This is a genomic window from Aeromonas sp. JL9 (assembly GCF_024436075.1).
In the GTDB taxonomy this organism is placed as follows: domain Bacteria; phylum Pseudomonadota; class Gammaproteobacteria; order Enterobacterales; family Aeromonadaceae; genus Aeromonas; species Aeromonas veronii.
The window spans coordinates 65,089-83,304 of record NZ_JANFNV010000009.1 but is presented as its reverse complement, the minus strand read 5'-3'; the positions used below and the strand labels follow the sequence as shown (position 1 = coordinate 83,304).

Here is an 18,216-nt window from a genome sequence, read left to right as displayed (position 1 = left end):
GCAGAGTGTAACATTCCTGCCTGCGTTGTCGTTGTGCCTGCTGAGGGGCTGGGATCTCAGTCGAAGAAATCCCGCAGATCGCGCACTTCGTAATCAGCGAGTTGCTGCCAGGGGAGCTGAGCAGGCAGCTTGCGCAGGGTCACCTCCATCCGGTAGCTGCGATAGCCGTCGAGACTGGCCGATTCGACCACCAGCGGGATCTGCCATTGACTCGACCAGAGAATCCGGGTTCGTTGCTGCCCTTCGCGCTTTTCATACCAGCGGGCCTGCTCGGGGGCGGCCTCATCCAGCGGGGTCATTCCCTCGATCAGCGCCGGGTTGATGAGATGGCGGAGCCGCGGCCAGTCGGGCTTGAAGGCCACCTGGCCATACTCTTCCACCGGCACCTCAACCAGCCGGTTGTGCCAGCTGTCGGCATAGCGAAGTTGAAGTTCACCCTCATCACTGCGACTGACCCAGCGGGCCGCCATCTGGTGGGTAAAGTGCTTGTGGCCGGGTGTGGCGTCGTGAGTGGCGTGATAGGCACGGGCAAGGGGGAGGGGAATGAGCCGCTGGCTCCACACCTGATTGCCCACGCGCAGCCACTTCTCTTGCCAGACACTCTCTCTGGCGATGCCATCGCTGCCGGTGTTCCGGTCGTGATAGCTGATCCGGGCGGCGAGATCCGGGGGCGTGTCGTCAGCATGCAGGGGGAAGGCGAGGGTGCTGCCAAGCAGCCATAACGAAAGCAAAAGTCGCATCATCATCTGTCGCTCGAAAGAGCCGGGGCCCGGGCCGCTGAATCAATTGCTCAGATGCATCCGGGCCCCTGCTGCTTACAGGCCGAGCGCCTCCCGCAGTTTGCCAAACACCTTGGTGTTATCCAGTGTGCCTTTGAAGCGGTTGCTGCCGGCGCCATCGGCAAACAGCATCACATCGCCGCCGCCGTGGGTTTCCGATGTTAGTTTGACGCCGGTCTCCTGCAGATAGTCATTGGCCATCACCTGATCGCTGGTGAGGACGGGGCGTACATCTGGGCGGTTGGGGCCGTTACCGAACACCAGGGTGGTGAAGGGCTTGCCATCCACGTCGTTCTGGGTCGAGCCATCGCCATTTTTAACCAGATCCAGCACAGGATTGCCCTTGGCGGAGTAGCCGTTAATGGTCATGGTGTGGTCATGGTCGGCGGTGACCACGATCAGGGTATTGTTGAGATCCACTTTACCCAGCGCCGTCTTGACCGCCTCATCCAGTGCCACCGCGTCGGTGAGCGAGCGCTTGGCGTTGGTGCCGTGCAGGGCATGATCGATCCGGCCGCCTTCTACCATCAGGAAATAACCCTGACTGTTCTTGCTCAGCAGGTCGATCGCCTTGGCGGTCATTTCGGAGAGGGACGGCTGGGTATTGGCAGCCCCTTTGGCGACCCGATCCAGCTCGTAGTCGAGGTGGGATTTGCTGCTGAACAGGCCGAGCACCTTGCCGCTGGTGACCTTGGCCAGTTCGCTTTGGGTGGTGACATAGCTGTATCCCTGCGCCCTCATCTCGGCGGTCAGGTCGCGGTTGTCATTGCGACCGCTCTTGTTACTGGCGCTGTAGGGGGTCCAGTGGTTGGCACCACCGCCCATCAGTACATCGACCCCATCCTTGAGGGCACTGTTATAGCCAGCGCCTCCCGGAACAGCTTGTGCGGCGATGTCATAGGCGGCATCCCGATGGCAGATGTGGGCGTAGGTGGCCGCCGGGGTCGCATGGGTCAGCTCGGTAGTGGTGACGGCCCCGACCGATTTGCCTGCCGCCTTGGCCAGCTCCAGGATGGTGGGCACCGGCTTGCCGTTGTCGCTGCTGCAATTGTTGACGGTTTTGTTGCCATTGACGTCTTTGCCGGGGGCGATGGCTTTGGTGTCGCTGCTCATGGCGATCACCTCGTTGTTCATCTTGACCCCGGTGGTGTAGGCCGCCATGGAGGGGGCCGAGTCGGTGGTCTGGGCATCGTTGGAGAAGGTCTTGATGCGGGCACTGCGCGGCAGTTTCATCATCTCCAGATTGCCCTCTTCTCCCACCTTGAACAGGCGGGTGGCGGTGAGCACGGTGGGCCCCATGCCATCACCGATAAAGAGAATGACGTTTTTGGCATCACCGGCCTGTGCCTGGGAGGTTGCGCCCAACGCACTGAACAGGGCGGCGCAGACCAGCGTGTACTTGATGGATGTGTTCATCTGTTTGCTCATGAAAGTGCTCCTTACAACTTGGCCGCAGCCTTGATCTTGCCGAACACGGCGGTGTTATCGAGTGAGCCATGGAAACTGTCTGCCCCCTTGCCGATGGCGCCGAGAAAGACATCTGTGCCGCCGTGGGTCTCGTTGCCGATCTCGCCTACCTTGACCACCACCTCCTGGTGGTAGTCATTGGCGGAGACGGTGGCATCGTCGAGCGGGGCGACGCTGCTGCGCGGGCCATCCACCCGGTTGTAGCCGTTGCCAAAACCTATGATGGTGTAGGGCATGCCCTCGCTATCCTTGCTTGGCTCGCCAGTCTCGTAGTTCTTCACCAGCCCGAGTACGCCGGGGTTGTCGGCGGTGGTCTTGCCGGTGCGCTTGGCATAGCCGTTGAGCACTAGTGTGTGGTCGTGATCGGCGGTAACCACGATCAGGGTGTTTTTCAGCTCGGGGTCGCTCTTTTTCACCTCGTCGATAGCAGCCTTGATGGCGTTGTCGAAGGCGATAGTGTCCTGCAGCGCCCGCTTGGCGTTGGTGTCGTGCAGTGCGTGGTCGATGCGGCCCCCTTCCACCATCAGGAAGTAACCCTTCTCTTTGCCCTTGAGCTGCTTGATGGCGGCCAGGGTCATCTGGGCCAGTGACGGCTCGCTGGCGGGACGGTCCAGGTCATATTTCATGTGGCTGGAACCAAAAAGACCCAAAAGAGGCTTGCCCGCATCGGCCTTGTTCAGCTCATCCAGATTGCTGGCAAACTGGTAGCCCTTGGCCTGCATTTCGCTGATGAGGTTGCGGCCATCTTCCCGCTTGCCCTTGTCAGCTTTGGGCAGGAAGAAGCTGCTGCCGCCACCGAGCACCACATCCAGCCCCTCCTTGAGGGCGCTGTTGTAGCCTTTGCCGCCCGGTACCAGCTGGACGGCGATATCTGCCTCCAGATCCCGGTTGCAGATATGGGCATAGGTAGCCGCAGGGGTGGCGTGGGTCACCCGGGTACTGGTTACCACACCGGTACCGCGGCCATCGGCTTTGGCCAGCTCCAGCAGGGTAGTCACCGGCTTGCCGGCGCTCTTGCTGCAGTCGCTCTCATAGGTGGCGTCGCCGTCCATGCTGATGACGCCGTTGTTGCTCTTGACCCCGGTCATGTAGGCCGCCATGGAGGGGGCCGAGTCAGTGACCTGGGCATCGTGGGAGAAGGTCTTGATAAAGGCCGTCTCTGGCAGGGTATCGATGGTGAGATCACCCTCTTCGCCGACACCGTAGATGCGGGCCGCCGTCAGGGTGTTGAGGCCCATGCCGTCACCGAGGAAGAAGATGACGTTGGTGGGTTGGGCTGCGGGCTTGGTCGCCACCGTGTCATTGTCTGATTTGCAGCCGGCAGCCAGGGCGGCGCCGATCATCACTGCAAGTCCTGCCATTTTTCTCATTGGGGTTCGCTCCTTGTAAAACCTGAGCGCAGCCTAGAGGGGGCAGATGACACTTTTACTGACTATCGGTGACGGTTGTGTGAAAAAATGATAAAAATGTTACAATATATCAATATGTTATCTGTCAATTGAGCGGATTGATCCGGTCGTTTCCGGCAAGGTTGCTCCGCCTCGGCGGTTTGCTGATTTGATGAGGTGATGGTTAGAATGACCTGTCAAAAGAGGCCCGCAGCAGGTAAAATGCGCCCCCTTCGTTCGATGCCTGCGGCAGAGCGCCTGTTGTTTCATGCGCGCGCCCGCAGCCCCCACAGAGAGTAACGGATATGTCCATCAACTGGTTCCCCGGTCACATGCACAAGGCCCGCAAAGAGATTGCCGAGGTCATGCCCCAGGTCGATGTGATCATCGAGATGCTCGATGCCCGCATCCCCTTCTCCAGCGAAAACCCGCTGGTGCCCGAGCTGCGTGGTGATACCCCGGTGATCAAGGTGCTGAACAAGGCGGACCTCGCCGATCCGGCGATCACCGATCTGTGGGAGGCGCACATGGAAAAAGAGAAGGGGATCAAGGCGCTGCCGCTGACGCAACAAGAGCCGGAGAAGATCAAGCAACTGCTGACCCTCTGCCACGAGATGCTGCCAGAGCGCAACTTTGAGCTGCGCGGCGTGCGGGCGATGATCATGGGGATCCCCAACGTGGGCAAGTCCACCCTGATCAATACCCTGGCCGGGCGCATCATCGCCCGTACCGGTAACGAGGCGGGGGTGACCAAGTCCCAGCAGCGGATCAAGCTGGATAACAACGTTATCCTGACCGATACCCCGGGTTTCCTCTGGCCCAAGCTCAATCCGCCCTCCTGTGGTTATCGTCTGGCCATCACAGCGGCCATCAAGGACACGGTGTTCGACTATGCCGATATCGCCATGTTCGCCGCCGATTACTTCATCAAGGCCTATCCGGAGCGGATCAAGGCGCGCTACCAGATTGACGAGTTGCCCGAGACCGAGATCGAGCTGCTGGAGATGATCGCCCGCCAGCGAGCGTTTATGCGCAAAGGGGGGCTGGCCGACCTGCACAAGGCGTCCGAGATCCTGATTAACGAGTTCCGCTCAGGCTTGCTTGGCCGCATCTCGCTGGAGACGCCAGAGATGGTGAGCGTCGAGATTGTCGAAGCCGCCGCAGAAGCCGAGCAAAAAGCCAAAGAGAAGGCCGAGCGGGAAGAGGAGCGTCAGGCCCGTGCCCGCCGCAAGTACGCCCGCAAGCGTCAGAAATAGTTATCCTCAGGCGTCCCGAGCTTGCCTGACAACGAGCGAGCTTGTGTGACCGAGATGACGAAACACGAAGAGGCGGCCCCAGGGGTCGCCTCTTCTGTTTTATCTGGTGAAGTGCCCGCCCACTTCTGATGGCGTGTCCGCGCTATAAAGCCATGCATCAGCCAAAGCGGTGGCGCGCCGTCTCAAACAGCGACATATGAAGCGGGATCAGCTGCTGCCAGTCGCGGCGATAGCCGCCCCCGGGCACCGCCGCGATAGGCACGCCGTGCTGCAGTGCGCAGTCAAACACCATGACATCGCGCAGGCGAACTCCTTCATCGCTCAGAGCGAGATAGCCAAGCTCGTCAGCATGATGCACATCGACGCCCGCCTGATAGAGGATGAGATCCGGCGAATAGAGGCGCAGTGCCAGTGATAGCGCCTGTTGCAGTGTGGTGAGATAGGCATCGTCCGTCATGCCGCTTGGCAGCGGAAAGTCGAGGTGAGAGGTGGCTTTGTGATGAGGAAAGTTGTGCTCACCATGGAGGGAGAGGGTGATGATGTCGCGCCGTCCGGCGCACAAAGCCGCACTGCCATCTCCCTGATGCACATCGAGATCGACGATCAGCACCTGTGCACAGCGCCCCTCGTCGAGGCAAGCCTGGGCGGCAATCACCAAATCGTTGAACAGACAAAAACCGCTGCCGTGATCCCGATGAGCGTGGTGGTAGCCGCCGGAGATCTGCAAGCCGCAGCCCTGCTCAAGTGCATAGCGGCTGGCGTCAATAGTGGCTCCGACCGAGCGCAAGGTGCGCTCCATCAGCATGGGTGACCAGGGAAAACCGATCTTGCGGATGGCGCGATCTTCAAGCTGGCCGTTCAGGGCCGCCGCGACATAATCGGCATCGTGAATGCGACAGATTTGCTCCCGGGTAGCTGCGGGCGCTTCGCCAAGGGGGTAACCCTGCACCTGCAGGCGTTCAAACAGCCCTTGATACTTGGCCAGCGGGAAGCGATGGCGCTCGGGTAGCGTCAGGGAGGAATAGAGGGGGTGATAGAAAATGCGCAGCGACATGGTGCCATTCTCCCTGGAAAGGTGACGCTTTCTATATATGAAATCAGCAGATGAATCCATGTATGCACTCCCTATATAGAGGGGAAGTGGCAGCGCATAAATCAAGACGCGTCGTGAGTAAGATCGCAAGATATGGAAAAGGGGAGCTTGGCTCCCCTTTCAGGCAATATCCCAGCTCGGTTTATTGCTGCTGGATAACCCAGATCTGGAAGGCTTTGCGGGTTTCCGCATCTGCCTTGTTGTACCAGTTTTGCAACTGGGTCAGGGCTTCCGGATTGCTTTGAGCCTTGCTGGGGGCAACCTGAACCGGTGCGCTGGCTGCAGCCATCACGGCAGCAGAAGAGACGGCCACCGCTTTGGGCTGGTTGAAGGCTTTACCCATGTTAATCAGCTCTTGCTGATAGTCACGGGTCAGCTGGAAGCCCTCTACTTTCGGCATCACGAACTGTTCGCTACTCACTTGCTGACCACTGACCTTGTCTTTCAGCGCCACTTTCTGCTCTTTGACAAACTGCTTGGCTTCGGCTTCATTGCGGGGCTTTTTATAGTCCAGCACCAGCTGCTGATTGTCGGCGGCGGTGAAGTTCAGCACCAGCGGCTCTGCGGTGACCAGCTTGATTTCGTTACGGCTGGAGTAGTTGCCTTCAAAGGCGACGACCAACTGGTGTTTGCCGGCAGAGAGGGGGAAGGTGCTGGTTTTGTCGAGCAGCTTGGGGTTGATGGATTGACCATCGATCAGCTGGACGACATACGGGGTGGTCACTTCCAATTGGGCATTGGCCAGGGCACTACCTGCCCACAACAGACCAGCCACTGCCGGTACCAGAACAGTCAGTTTCATTTCATCTCCTTGAACAGTCAGGCGCATTGCCCACTGAAAACAGGGGCTCATTTTTGCAGGTTTGGTTCACTGCGGCAATGGCTCTTTCAGGTGTGCGCAGTTCATGCTGTTATCCGCATCCATATCAATAAAGGCAGTGTCGACCCTACTCGATCCGCCGTGTAAACGGGGGGAGGGCATCAAGCAGCCCCTTGCCATAACGTTTGGTCAGCAGGCGGCGGTCGAGAATGGTGACCCGTCCCCGATCAGCCTCTTTGCGGATGAGGCGGCCACAGGCCTGGATAAGCTTGCGCGATGCCTCCGGGACCGTCAGTTGCAGGAAGGGGTTGCCGCCTCGTTGCTCCACCCACTCGGCAGTAGCCTCCTCGACCGGCGAGTTGGGCACCGCAAAGGGGAGCTTGGTGATGACCAGATTGGTAAGGTAGTGACCCGGCAGATCCAGCCCCTCCGAGAAGCTGCCGGTACCAAACAGGATGCTGGCCTGACCGCCATCGCATTTTTGTTTGTGCAGGGTGAGCAAGGCATTGCGGGAGGCTTCCCCCTGCACCAGCAGTGACAGTCCCTTGGCTCGCAAGCCAACGGCCACCTCATTCATCTGGCGGTAGGAGGAGAAGAGCACCAGACTCGCCTCCTTGCCCGCCAGAATTCGTGGCAGTACGCTGATGAGTTCGTTGGTAAAGGCTGGCGAGTTGGGTTCGTGCTCCATCTTGGGCAGATAGAGCTCGGCTTTCTGATAGTCAAAGGGGGAGCGCAGGCGCAGATAGCGGGTACCGTCGTGCTCCTTGAGCCCCACCTGATGGCGAAAATAGCTAAAAGAAGAGAGGGCGGTGAGGGTCGCGGAGACCAGCACGGCTCCCAAACATTTCGACCAGAGCCACTCCTCCAGCAGATACCCCACCTCTATCGGTGAAGCGTGCAGCCAGATATCGCCGTCATCGCTCTTGGCCATCCAGCGGGCGAGCGGGGTTTTACCGGTCGGGACATGGCGCCCCAGCATCTCCCAGAGAGCGCAGAAACTCTCCAGCCGTTGCAGATGAAAACCGCTCTCTGCCAGCAGGGGTTCGGCCTCCTTGCGGCGGATCTCGCCATCTTTCAGCGCTTCACCGATGGCTCCCTGCATCCGATCCAGCGCCCGCAGCGCCTTCTTGCTCGACTCCTTGAGATTCTCCGCCAGCATGGGCAGGGGATCCGGCAATACCCCTTCGGCAAAGCGGTAGTGGGGTTCACTGCCAAACAGCCGATCGTTGGCGCTGAGCCACTGCTCGACCGCCTTCAGGTCGGGCTGGATGGAGGCCAGTGCATCCTGCAGTTTGAGTTGGGGGTCGAGCAGGCTCTCCTTATTAAGCGTCCGCGCCAGCTTGCCTGCACTTTGTACCAGCTTCTCCAGCCAGCGGCGCGAGCCTTTGACGCTGGCCGAGGCCGCGCCGTGATCCCGGGCGATGGTGGGCAGGTGATGGGCCTCATCCAGCACATAGATGCACTCATCAGGGGGCGGCAGAATGATGCCGCCGCCCATGGTGAGATCGGAGAGCAGCAGCGCATGGTTCACCACCAGCACATCGGCGCTCTCCATGTCGTTGCGGGCGCGATGAAAGGGGCAGTGCTGGTGATGGCTCAGCGCCTTGTTGCAGGTGTGGCGGTCGGCGGCGATGCGATCCCAGCAAGTGTCGGGAATGGGCTCCGGCCAGTTGTCCCGATCCCCGTCCCATTTGCCATTGGTGTAGGCCTGCCACAGCGCCTGGTAGCGATCTTTGTCGCTGTCAGATGGTTTGGATTTGCTCAGACTGCCAAAGTCGAGCTCGAAGTTGGCCATCTCGGCGCCACTGGCTGCCTGCTCCAGCAGATGCTCGCAGCAGTAGCGCTGACGCCCTTTGACCAGCATAAAGCGAAACGGCAGCTCGCTGTGGCGATGGTAAAAAGGAAGGTCTTTGTGGATCAGCTGCTCTTGCAGGGCCACGGTGGCGGTGGAGATCACCAGCTTCTTCTGGGTGAGCCGCGCCACCGGAATGGCACCTTGCGCATAGGAGAGAGATTTGCCGATACCGGTTCCCGCTTCGGCCACCAGGATCCGGCGCTGTTTGTCGTACTCGCCGGTCAGGGTTTTGGCTATCTCTGCCACCAGAAAGTTCTGCTCTTTGCGCGGCACAAAACCGGGTAATCCATCCGAAATCTGGCGATAGGTTTGACGAATGGTGGCTTTAAGGCGAGTAGAGAGCATGAAGAGAAGGCCAGTTAGGTGTTAATCGAAGGACAAGGATACCCGCAACCCCTTGGTGAGGTCGAGGCAACTGCCATTATCACGGCTGTTTTACCGCTGTTCAGACCACTTTAGTTGTTTATCAGGTAGTTAGCGTCATTTGCATGCAAAATAGACTATTTAAGTCCAAATAGTCAGCAGGATTCATTGTAAACGTTTTCCTCTTGCCTTGCCGTCAGGTGAGACTTGGCTCACACTTTTGCCTCCATGACTATGGTTTGCGTAAAAAGTTCCAAGTTTTTTCATTGCGGTTCAAAAAATCCGGTGCTAGTCTCGGCGGCATAGTGATGCAAAGAACATCGCTAACACAGGGAATAACAACAACTTAGTGTTTAATTACAGTAGGCATTGGAAACTATGAAAAAGACAATTCTGGCTATTGCTATTCCGGCTCTGTTTGCATCCGCCGCTAACGCCGCCGTGATCTATGACAAAGACGGTACCACTTTCGACGTATACGGCCGTGTACAGGCTAACTACTACGGCGAAGCTAACGACAAATCAGCAGAACTGGTTGGTGCAACCCGTCTGGGCTGGTCTGGTAAAGTCGCCCTGAACAACACTTGGTCTGCCATTGCTAAAACCGAGTGGCAAGTAGCTGCTGAAAACTCTGGCAGCAATACCAGCGACATCGATCCGCGTCACATCTATGCCGGTTTTGATGGTTCCCAGTACGGTAAAATCATCTTCGGTCAGACCGATACCGCTTTCTACGATGTACTCGAGCCGACCGATATTTTCAACGAGTGGGGCGATGCCGGTAACTTCTATGACGGTCGTCAAGAAGGTCAAATCATCTACTCCAACACCTTCGGTGGTTTCAAAGGTAAAGTTTCCTACCAAACCAACGATGACGTAGCGGTCAAAATCACTGACGTTGGTCAGAAGATCAAAGAAGACGCTATTTGGGGTAAAGACGTTAAGCGTAAGAAAGCTTACGGCGTAGCTGCTGGTTATGACTTTGACTTCGGTCTGGGCTTCAATGCCGGTTATGCCTACTCCGACCTGCAAAACAAAGTTAATGGTCAGACTGGTAAGAAAGACGAGTGGGCTGTGGGCGCGCACTACGCTATCAATGGTTTCTACTTTGCTGGTGTTTACACTGAAGGCGAAGTGAAGAACAAGAGCCTGGGTATGAAAGATGACGGCCGTGGTTACGAGCTGGCTGCTTCTTACAACGTAGACGCTTGGACCTTCCTGGCTGGCTACAACTTCAAAGAAGGCAAGGCCAACGCTCAAGCTGCCGGTTCTACTTACAAGGATCTGGTTGACGAGACCCTGCTGGGTGTTCAGTATGCATTCACTCCGAAGCTGAAAGCTTACACCGAGTACAAGATCCAAGGCATCGACAAGCAAGACGACGAGTGGACTGTTGCTCTGCAGTACAACTTCTAATAAGTTGCACATGAGTAATATCCAGGCTTGAGTCTTTGACCAGTCTACGAATGGCCGAGATGATATCTCGGCCATTTTCTTTTTCGGCGACAGCGTATTGGCGCCATGATGAATCGCCGGATTGCTGTGTTAAGTGATGTTTGGCAAACCATCTGTCTCGATTAATCTCTCCTGCTTCCTGCTTCCTGCTTCCTGCTTCCTGCTTCCTGCTTCCTGCTTCCTGCTTCCTGCTTCCTGCTTCCTGCTTATCTCTTTGATGAGGAGGGCACTGCTCTCCTTACGCCATACAGTCATTGCTCGCAGCAGCTTGGTTTGACAGTGAGTATCTGGTTGCACTTGCAAGGGGCGGTGCTATTTGCGCGGATTGTGCGGATATGGAAGGGGCATGCTTGGTGGATGTGATGCAGCGCAGGGAGAGGGGATTGTGATGCCAAATCTAGGTAGGTACTTGATGTGTCGCCGCTCGCGACTGAGTTAGCGTTGAAATTAGTATCAAACAAAAAGGGAAGATGCCTGAGTATCTTCCCTTTTTGGTTATATGAGCGTTACTGCTTTTGCAGGATCAGCCGTGTTGGCGGCGGTCGTTGGCCTGGGCCAGTAGCATGCGGCTTTCACGCAGGAACTGGTCGGCATGCTCGCCGAAGAAACCGGAAACTTGCGAGAAGGCTTCGATGAAACCGTCCCTGTCCCCCCGCTCCAGCAGCCCCAGCGCTTCGCCGAAGTTTTGGTAGTAGCGACGGATCATCGCCAGATTCTGCGGTGACGACAAAATGATGTCGGCATAGAGGTGGGGATCCTGAGCGAACAGCCGCCCCACCATGGCGAGCTCCAGCCGGTAGATGGGGGAACTCAAACTCAGCAGGCGATCCAGATTGGCCTGCTCCCGGGAGAGGTGCCAGCCATAGGCAAAGGTGGCGAAGTGACGCAGTGCCTGAATGAGGGTCATCGCCTCATCGTGGGCCTTGGCTTCCACCTGTTGCAAGCGGGCGCCCCAGATGGTCATCTGATCCAGCAGCCATTGGCTGGCGGCGGGGTCACGACCCTGGCAGCAGACGATCACCTGCTTGGCGAGACTCGCCACGTCCGGCCCGAACATAGGGTGCAGTCCCAGTACCGGCCCTTGGTGCGCCGCCAGCATATGTTCGAGCGGCGCTGCTTTCACGCTGGTGACATCCACCAACAGGCAGTGGGGGGGCAGGTTACCGAGGCGGTCGATGATCTGGCAGGTGATATCGATGGGCACCGCCACCATCACCAGACCGGCGTCGGCGAGGATCTCGTCAGCGCGCGGCCAGTCGGCTTGCTCCAGCATCTCGACCCGATAGCCTGAGAGGCTGAACATATGGCCGAACAAGCGGCCAAGCTGGCCCTGACCACCGATGATGACCACTTTGCCAAGGTCCGGCTTTATGCATTTGAAGCCGGTATCTTTCTCGCTGGCATAAGATTCGCGCATCACCCGGCGCAGCACATCTTCGATGAGATCGCCGGGTACTCCCAACTGCTCGGCCTCGGCGCGGCGGCGGGCCAACATGCTCGCCTCCCGATCCGGTGCATAGATGGGCAAGCCGTGGCGGCTCTTTACCTCACCCACTTCTCCCACCAGGGCCAGACGGGCGGCCAGCAGATCGATCAGCTGCTTGTCCACCGCATCTATCTTGTCCCTGAGTACATTCAACTCTTCAGCCATATCCAGTCCCTGCTGGCGCCTCGATGGCGGCGCCCTGAAAATCAAGATGCAACAAGGTATCACGGCATGAGCGGTTTGATGCCACCAGCTGTGATACCCATATTTTTCAATAGGTTACGACAAGATACCACGGCTTACCGTGCAGTTCTGCCCTTGAGGGGGTCAGCCAGCTGGTTGTGGCAGCGGGCCAGCAGGGTGGCGGTGGTGTCCCAGTCGATGCAGGCATCTGTGATGGAGACCCCGTAGTGCATCTGCTGCTTGGGCTGCTCGCTGGACTGGTTTCCCTCGAACAGGTTGGATTCGAGCATCACCCCGATGATGGAGCGGTTGCCCTCCTGGATCTGGTGGATGACGTTGTCGGCCACCTTGGGCTGCAAACGGTGATCCTTGCTGGAGTTGCCGTGGCTGCAATCCACCACAAGGCTCGGCAGCAGCCCCGCTTTCTCCAGCGCCTCTTCCGCCAGCGACACGTTGACCGAGTCATAGTTGGGATGTTTGCCGCCGCGCAGGATCACGTGGCCATCCGGGTTGCCCTGAGTCTGCAGCAGCGCAACCTGGCCCTGCTGGTTGATCCCCATAAAGGCGTGAGGGGAGGAGGCCGCTTTCAACGCATTAATGGCAGTCCCCAGGTTGCCGTCGGTGCCGTTCTTGAAGCCGACCGGCATGGAGAGGCCGGACGCCATCTCCCTGTGGGTCTGGGATTCGGTGGTGCGGGCGCCGATAGCCGACCAGGAGAAGAGCTCGGCCAGGTATTGCGGGCTGATGGGGTCGAGCGCTTCGGTGGCCAGCGGCAACTCCAGCTCCGCCAGCCAGCAGAGCAGCTCGCGGGCACGATGCAGCCCCAGCTCCACATCGAAGGTGCCATCCAGATTGGGGTCGTTGATAAAGCCTTTCCAGCCGACCGTGGTGCGCGGCTTCTCAAAGTAGACCCGCATGACAATGTAGAGAGAGTCCTGATAGGCATCATGCAGCGCTTTGAGTCTGGTTGCGTACTCTTTGGCGGCGTCCATATCGTGGATGGAGCAGGGACCACAGATCACCAGCAGCCGGTGATCGCGACGATGAATGATGTCGGCGATGGTATTGCGGGCCCCTTGCACGAATGCCAGCGCTTTGTCGGAGATGGGTAACTTCTCCTTGAGCTGGGCAGGCGTGATCATCACTTGTTCAGACTGGATATGGATGTTGTTCAGGGGGTCTCTTTGCATGATTTCATTCTCTCTACTGTATTAAGCCAAAAGCGACTGTACCTATTTGTTTACGATGGTACCTGCTTTGTTACGCAACCGCCCTCACCTTACCAAGGAAAAACAAACAATCAAGTGAAACTAGCGGATTTACCGCTAAAAAGTCAGATAAAGGAGCTGCTATATAGCGCAAACAGGAATAATGCAGAGGTTTTTTCGGAGGGGTAATGGTTGTTTTGTAATTTAATGTTTACGATTTGAGGCGTAAAGGCTGCATTGTCCAGCTGTTCGACCACATTGAATGTCATCTCTGCAGCACAGCTACGCGATGGCAATGATGGTGTGAGGCGGCTATCTGATAAGCCATAAAAAGAGGGAGCCATATTGGCTCCCTTTGCGGTAAGAAGGGGTATCCCGTCTGGGTGCGGATCAGCGCTTCTGTTTTCCCTGCAGCTCTTTGTTCAGGCGAGTGAGCATCCCCTGGGTGACCAGCACTATGCCCTGCTCGGAGCGGTGAAAGCGACGTGCATCTTCATCGGCGTTTTCACCTATCACCGTGCCTTCCGGCAGTTTGCACCCCTTGTCGATCACCACCCGGCGCAGTCGGCAACCGGCACCAATCTCCACACCCGGGAAGATAACGGCCTGATCCAGAGTGCAGAAGGAGTCGACCCGCACATTGGTAAAGAGCACCGAACTCAGGATGAAAGAGCCACTGACGATGGTGCCCCCGGCAAACATGGAGTTGATGGTCATGCCGTGCTGGCCGTTTCGGTCCTGCACGAACTTGGCGGGAGGAGTCATGTTCTGACTGGTCCAGATGGGCCAGTCCTGATCGTAGATATCCAGCTCCGGCGTGACGGAGGCGAGATCCATATTGGCCTCCCAGAAGGAGTCCACGGTGCCCACATCGCGCCAGTAGGGGCGGCGATCCGGACAGCAGCCGACACAGGACATGCCAAACGGGTGAGCGAATGCGGTGCCCTCTTTGACCACGCGGGGGATCACGTCCATGCCGAAATCGTGATGGGACTGCTCGTTAGCAATGTCCTCTTCCAGCAGCTGATAGAGATACTCGGCATCGAAGATATAGACGCCCATGGAGGCCAGCGCGGTGTCGGCCTTGCCCGGCATGGCGGGCGGGTTGGCGGGCTTTTCGACGAAGGCGTTGATCTTGCGATCATCATCCACCGCCATCACTCCGAAGGCGCTTGCTTCACTGCGTGGCACCTCGATGCAGGCAACGGTCACCTTGGCGCCCATATTGACGTGGTCGAGCAGCATGGCGGCGTAATCCATCTTGTAGATGTGATCGCCCGCCAGCACCACTACATATTTGGGGGCGTGATCGCGGATGATATCCAGATTCTGGTAGACCGCATCGGCGGTACCCCGATACCAGTTCACCTCATCCACCCGCTGCTGGGCAGGGAGCAGATCGATAAACTCGTTCATCTGGTAGCGCAGGAAAGACCAGCCGGACTGGAGATGGCGCAACAGGCTGTGGGATTTGTACTGGGTCACGACACCGACCCGACGAATGCCGGAGTTGATGCAGTTGGAGAGCACAAAATCGATGATGCGGAATTTGCCGCCGAAATGAACGGCAGGTTTTGCACGGTTGTCGGTTAACTGTTTGAGGCGACTACCCCGCCCTCCTGCGAGTACCAAAGCCATGGTCTCGTTCAGCAACTGTCTGGATTTTGCTGTATTGGCAGGTTGTAACAACATCTCATATCCCTTTGTAGATAAATCACTACAATGTTGCCTCCTTTGAGCCCTCAAGAAAGTGCTTTCAGTCACATTTTATGGTTTACGACGTAATAAAATGACCTTTTTGTTATTAAAAATGACGGGTTGATCCGTCATTGCTTTCAATATGGTCAGTTGTCAATTGAGGCGAGCCGAACGACAAAATGGGCGGCGAGAGACCGAGAGGAGGGATGGAAAAAGCCCCTGCCAATGGTTGGCAGGGACCCGGTTTGTTGAGGCCCGGTGAGCCGGGCCTGGTTAACAAGGTTCAGGCTGCGTTGGCCAGTGGCTCCTCGCTCTTCTTCTGGTAGGCCTGCGGGGTGAGGCCCAGCAGCTCCTGCACGGTCGAGGCGACGGTGATGGAGGAGACGGTGCCCACCAGGATCCCGGCAAACAGCGTGAAGGAGAAGCCGTAGAGGGCGTCACCGCCAAACAGCAACAACGCGCCCACGGTAAACAGGGTGGTGCCCGAGGTGATCATGGTGCGACTGAAGGTCGCCTTGATGGCCACATCGGAACATTCGTGGATGCCCATCTGGGTACGCGAGCTCAGCAGATCCCGCAGCCTGTCCGAGATGACGATGCTGTCGTTGAGGGAGTAACCGATCACCGCCATCAAACCGGCGATGATGTTCAGATCGAATTCGATCTGAAAGAGTGACAGCAGCCCCAGCGCCACGATGGCGTCATGGACCACCGAGAGCAGGATGCCGATGGCCTGACGCCACTCGAAACGAAACGCTAGGTAGGCCGACATCGCCAGCGAAGCGACCAGCACCGCCAGCATCCCCTGCTGGAACAGTTCGGCACCCACCTGAGGGCCGACGATGGTGGTGCGCAGCAACTCGACCGGCATCCCCAGCTGTTGGGTCAGCATGGTGGCGAGATCTGCCGCGGGCCAGGGCAGTTCGTGGGGGGGCAGCTTGATCAGCCACTCGCCGGGAATACCGGCCGAGCTGAGCTCAACGGCTCCCGCCAGCGGGGAGACCAGCATGGCATTGAGCTCATGGGCCTCTTTCAGGGTCTGGATATGAAACTCCAGCAGGATCCCGCCGGTAAAATCGAGCCCCAATGTCAGGCCGTTCACCAACAAGATGGCGACGCTGGCCACGGTCAGCAGGATGGAAGCCCACAGGCCGATATAACGCCAACGGGTCAACCCCATGGCAACGATCATTCTCAACATAATTCTCTCCTTGGCCAGCCAGCATCAGGCTGTTGGCCCATCACGACGTGCCGTGACACGCCGGGAAAATAGTGTTCTGCTTTGGCCGCCCCGGCCATATCCATGGCCGATGGCGCAGCCAAAGCCGCTCATCAGAGGGACTGCTGTCCCGTTACACCTTCAGCGTGCGCTCACTGCTTCGTCCCCACAGGGGATTGATGATGGCGCGCGTCCCCCAGATCCCGGTGATCATGCTGGAGAGCAGACCCAGAATGAGGGTGATGGAGAAGCCCTGCAGCGGCCCGGAGCCGATGGAGTAGAGCACCACAGCACAGATGAGCGTAGTGATATTGGCATCGAAAATGGTGTGGAAGGCCGAGCGATAGCCAAAATCGATGGCGTTGGCCAGTGAACCTCCTTCACGCAGACGGTCCCTGATCCGCTCGAAGATCAGCACATGGGTATCCACCGCCATGCCCACCGTCAGCACCAGACCGGCGATCCCCGGCAGGGTCAGCACGGCGCCCGGCAGCACCGCCAGCATGCCGACCTGCATCAACAGGTTGGCGACCAGCGCCGTGATGGCAACCCAGCCGAATTTGCGGTACCAGGCCATCATGAACAGCATCATGCCCGCCATGCCGAAGGCCAGCGCGGTGAAGCCCGCCTCGATATTCTGCATCCCCAGCGTCGGGCCAATACTGCGTTCTTCCAGGATCTTGAGCGGGGCGGTGAGGGCGCCGGCACGCAGCAGCATGGCCAGCTCTTGCGCCTCCGGCAGACTGCCAATGCCGGTGATGCGGAACTGGTTGCCAAGGGCGGTCTGGATGGTGGCGACGTTGATCACCTCGCTCTGGGCGCGCAGTTTGCCCTGGGCGTTAGTCTTGTACTCGGTAAAGACGGTCGCCATCGGCTTGCCCACATGCTGGCGGCTGAACTGGTTCATCTTGTTGCCACCCAGGGTATCGAGCACGATATTGACCTGGGGTTGACCCATCTCGCCCATGTTGGCGCGGGCATCGACGATGTGCTCGCCGGTGAGTACCGGCTTGCGCGCCATGCCGACGGCCTGACCGTTGCGATCGGCGATATAGAAGTGGCTGTCGGCTTTGGCCTCGTAGAAGGCCAGCGAGGCGGTGGCGCCGATCACCTCTTTCGCCTGCTTGGGGTTATGTACCCCAGGCAGTTCGATACGGATACCATCCTGCCCCTGACGCACCACCGAGGCTTCGACGATGCCGAGCTCGTTGATCCGTTTTTTCAGGATCGACAGGTTCTGGGTCACGGCGTTGTTGACCAGCAGGGTACGCTCCGCCTCGCTCAGCACCAGTTTCAGATCATTGCCGGAGCGGGTCAGCTTCCACTGATCCTGACGGGTACCGGCACTCTCCTTGATGATGGCGAGCCAGCTCTCCTGTTCGGCCACCTCCGGCAGGGTGACGGCTACGGCGCCCTGTGCGCTGCGCGTGACGCTGGCGCCGCGCAGGTTGGCTTCACGGAAACGGGTGCGCAGGGTATCCACCAGATTCTTGGTCTGATTGTCGATGACAAAGTCCACGTCCACCCCGATCAGCAGCTGGGAGCCGCCACGCAGATCGAGCCCCAGCTTGATGGGGTCGGCGCCAAGGCGGGTGATCCAGGCCGGCGCGTTGGAGTGAAACTCCAGGGTCAGGGCGGCACTGTCGACCCCTTGCTGCTCCAGCAACTGCTTGGCGCGCTGCTGTTCACCCTGGCTGGCAAAGACCAGCTCGACTCGCTCAGGTTGCTCAATGACCTTGAGCGGGGTCAGGTGTTTGTCGCTCAGCAGCATCTGTTGCTGGGTGGTCAGGCGCGGCTGTCCGTGCAGGCCGAGGGAGGGCTGCTCACCGAAAAAGGTGGGCAGGGAGTAAAAGGTAAAGGTCAACAGCATCAACAGCAGCAGTGCGTACTGCCACTTGCTCATGCGGTTGAGAACGGTGCGATTGCTCTTTCTCATGGCAAACAAG

14 protein-coding genes are annotated in these 18,216 nt (G+C 58.4%); 2 read left to right on the top strand and 12 right to left on the bottom strand.

What is annotated here, in order from left to right; genetic code table 11:
- Nucleotides 1–56 precede the first annotated feature (56 nt).
- From NOM06_RS09270 to NOM06_RS09260, 3 genes are all read right to left on the bottom strand, one after another.
- Nucleotides 57–743: a hypothetical protein gene (locus NOM06_RS09270; RefSeq protein ID WP_255911315.1), complete on the bottom strand. Its 687-nt coding sequence runs from the start codon at nucleotides 741–743 to the stop codon at nucleotides 57–59.
- 72 nt (nucleotides 744–815) lie between these two features.
- Nucleotides 816–2,207, bottom strand: coding sequence for an alkaline phosphatase (locus NOM06_RS09265; RefSeq protein WP_255911253.1), 1,392 nt, complete (start codon nucleotides 2,205–2,207; stop codon nucleotides 816–818).
- 11 nt (nucleotides 2,208–2,218) lie between these two features.
- Nucleotides 2,219–3,616 (bottom strand): alkaline phosphatase, encoded by a 1,398-nt coding sequence (locus NOM06_RS09260; protein ID WP_005334065.1) that lies wholly within the window; start codon nucleotides 3,614–3,616, stop codon nucleotides 2,219–2,221.
- A 323-nt stretch (nucleotides 3,617–3,939) separates the two neighbouring features.
- Between NOM06_RS09260 and ylqF the strand changes: the two genes are divergently transcribed.
- Nucleotides 3,940–4,890 carry a ribosome biogenesis GTPase YlqF gene (gene ylqF, locus NOM06_RS09255; protein ID WP_255911251.1) on the top strand — a complete coding sequence of 317 codons (951 nt, stop codon included), beginning with the start codon at nucleotides 3,940–3,942 and terminating at the stop codon, nucleotides 4,888–4,890.
- Nucleotides 4,891–5,047: 157 nt separating this feature from the next.
- On the opposite strand, the gene NOM06_RS09250 is transcribed toward ylqF, so the two are convergent.
- From NOM06_RS09250 to dinG, 3 genes are all read right to left on the bottom strand, one after another.
- Nucleotides 5,048–5,944 (bottom strand): histone deacetylase, encoded by an 897-nt coding sequence (locus NOM06_RS09250; protein WP_255911249.1) that lies wholly within the window; start codon nucleotides 5,942–5,944, stop codon nucleotides 5,048–5,050.
- A 181-nt stretch (nucleotides 5,945–6,125) separates the two neighbouring features.
- Complete coding sequence (locus NOM06_RS09245) at nucleotides 6,126–6,785, bottom strand: DUF2057 domain-containing protein (RefSeq protein ID WP_255911247.1); 660 nt, start codon at nucleotides 6,783–6,785, stop codon at nucleotides 6,126–6,128.
- Between the two features lie 145 nt (nucleotides 6,786–6,930).
- The gene (dinG, locus tag NOM06_RS09240) at nucleotides 6,931–9,003 is read right to left on the bottom strand and encodes an ATP-dependent DNA helicase DinG (protein ID WP_139411342.1); all 2,073 of its coding nucleotides are present in this window, start codon (nucleotides 9,001–9,003) and stop codon (nucleotides 6,931–6,933) included.
- 396 nt (nucleotides 9,004–9,399) lie between these two features.
- Here dinG and NOM06_RS09235 point away from each other — a divergent pair, with 396 nt between their 5' ends.
- Nucleotides 9,400–10,437 carry a porin gene (locus tag NOM06_RS09235; RefSeq protein WP_064336762.1) on the top strand — a complete coding sequence of 346 codons (1,038 nt, stop codon included), beginning with the start codon at nucleotides 9,400–9,402 and terminating at the stop codon, nucleotides 10,435–10,437.
- A 562-nt stretch (nucleotides 10,438–10,999) separates the two neighbouring features.
- On the opposite strand, the gene tyrA is transcribed toward NOM06_RS09235, so the two are convergent.
- The 6 genes from tyrA to secD all read right to left on the bottom strand — a co-directional run bounded on the left by tyrA (nucleotide 11,000) and on the right by secD (nucleotide 18,206).
- Nucleotides 11,000–12,127 carry a bifunctional chorismate mutase/prephenate dehydrogenase gene (gene tyrA / locus NOM06_RS09230; protein WP_255911245.1) on the bottom strand — a complete coding sequence of 376 codons (1,128 nt, stop codon included), beginning with the start codon at nucleotides 12,125–12,127 and terminating at the stop codon, nucleotides 11,000–11,002.
- A gap of 134 nt (nucleotides 12,128–12,261) precedes the next feature.
- The gene (locus NOM06_RS09225; RefSeq protein ID WP_255911243.1) at nucleotides 12,262–13,335 is read right to left on the bottom strand and encodes a 3-deoxy-7-phosphoheptulonate synthase; all 1,074 of its coding nucleotides are present in this window, start codon (nucleotides 13,333–13,335) and stop codon (nucleotides 12,262–12,264) included.
- A gap of 143 nt (nucleotides 13,336–13,478) precedes the next feature.
- The gene (locus NOM06_RS09220) at nucleotides 13,479–13,697 is read right to left on the bottom strand and encodes a hypothetical protein (RefSeq protein WP_255911241.1); all 219 of its coding nucleotides are present in this window, start codon (nucleotides 13,695–13,697) and stop codon (nucleotides 13,479–13,481) included.
- 46 nt (nucleotides 13,698–13,743) lie between these two features.
- Complete coding sequence (glgC, locus tag NOM06_RS09215) at nucleotides 13,744–15,045, bottom strand: glucose-1-phosphate adenylyltransferase (protein WP_005334047.1); 1,302 nt, start codon at nucleotides 15,043–15,045, stop codon at nucleotides 13,744–13,746.
- Nucleotides 15,046–15,334: 289 nt separating this feature from the next.
- Nucleotides 15,335–16,252 (bottom strand): protein translocase subunit SecF, encoded by a 918-nt coding sequence (gene secF, locus NOM06_RS09210; protein ID WP_005334046.1) that lies wholly within the window; start codon nucleotides 16,250–16,252, stop codon nucleotides 15,335–15,337.
- Nucleotides 16,253–16,403: 151 nt separating this feature from the next.
- The gene (gene secD, locus NOM06_RS09205) at nucleotides 16,404–18,206 is read right to left on the bottom strand and encodes a protein translocase subunit SecD (RefSeq protein WP_255911240.1); all 1,803 of its coding nucleotides are present in this window, start codon (nucleotides 18,204–18,206) and stop codon (nucleotides 16,404–16,406) included.
- Nucleotides 18,207–18,216: the final 10 nt, after the last annotated feature.

Coding starts and splice junctions, on each gene's coding strand:
- NOM06_RS09270 (WP_255911315.1), bottom strand. CDS start 743: ATGATGCGACTTTTGCTTTCGTTATGGCTGCTTGGCAGCACCCTCGCC.
- NOM06_RS09265 (WP_255911253.1), bottom strand. CDS start 2,207: ATGAGCAAACAGATGAACACATCCATCAAGTACACGCTGGTCTGCGCC.
- NOM06_RS09260 (WP_005334065.1), bottom strand. CDS start 3,616: ATGAGAAAAATGGCAGGACTTGCAGTGATGATCGGCGCCGCCCTGGCT.
- ylqF (WP_255911251.1), top strand. CDS start 3,940: ATGTCCATCAACTGGTTCCCCGGTCACATGCACAAGGCCCGCAAAGAG.
- NOM06_RS09250 (WP_255911249.1), bottom strand. CDS start 5,944: ATGTCGCTGCGCATTTTCTATCACCCCCTCTATTCCTCCCTGACGCTA.
- NOM06_RS09245 (WP_255911247.1), bottom strand. CDS start 6,785: ATGAAACTGACTGTTCTGGTACCGGCAGTGGCTGGTCTGTTGTGGGCA.
- dinG (WP_139411342.1), bottom strand. CDS start 9,003: ATGCTCTCTACTCGCCTTAAAGCCACCATTCGTCAAACCTATCGCCAG.
- NOM06_RS09235 (WP_064336762.1), top strand. CDS start 9,400: ATGAAAAAGACAATTCTGGCTATTGCTATTCCGGCTCTGTTTGCATCC.
- tyrA (WP_255911245.1), bottom strand. CDS start 12,127: ATGGCTGAAGAGTTGAATGTACTCAGGGACAAGATAGATGCGGTGGAC.
- NOM06_RS09225 (WP_255911243.1), bottom strand. CDS start 13,335: ATGCAAAGAGACCCCCTGAACAACATCCATATCCAGTCTGAACAAGTG.
- NOM06_RS09220 (WP_255911241.1), bottom strand. CDS start 13,697: ATGGCTCCCTCTTTTTATGGCTTATCAGATAGCCGCCTCACACCATCA.
- glgC (WP_005334047.1), bottom strand. CDS start 15,045: ATGTTGTTACAACCTGCCAATACAGCAAAATCCAGACAGTTGCTGAAC.
- secF (WP_005334046.1), bottom strand. CDS start 16,252: ATGTTGAGAATGATCGTTGCCATGGGGTTGACCCGTTGGCGTTATATC.
- secD (WP_255911240.1), bottom strand. CDS start 18,206: ATGAGAAAGAGCAATCGCACCGTTCTCAACCGCATGAGCAAGTGGCAG.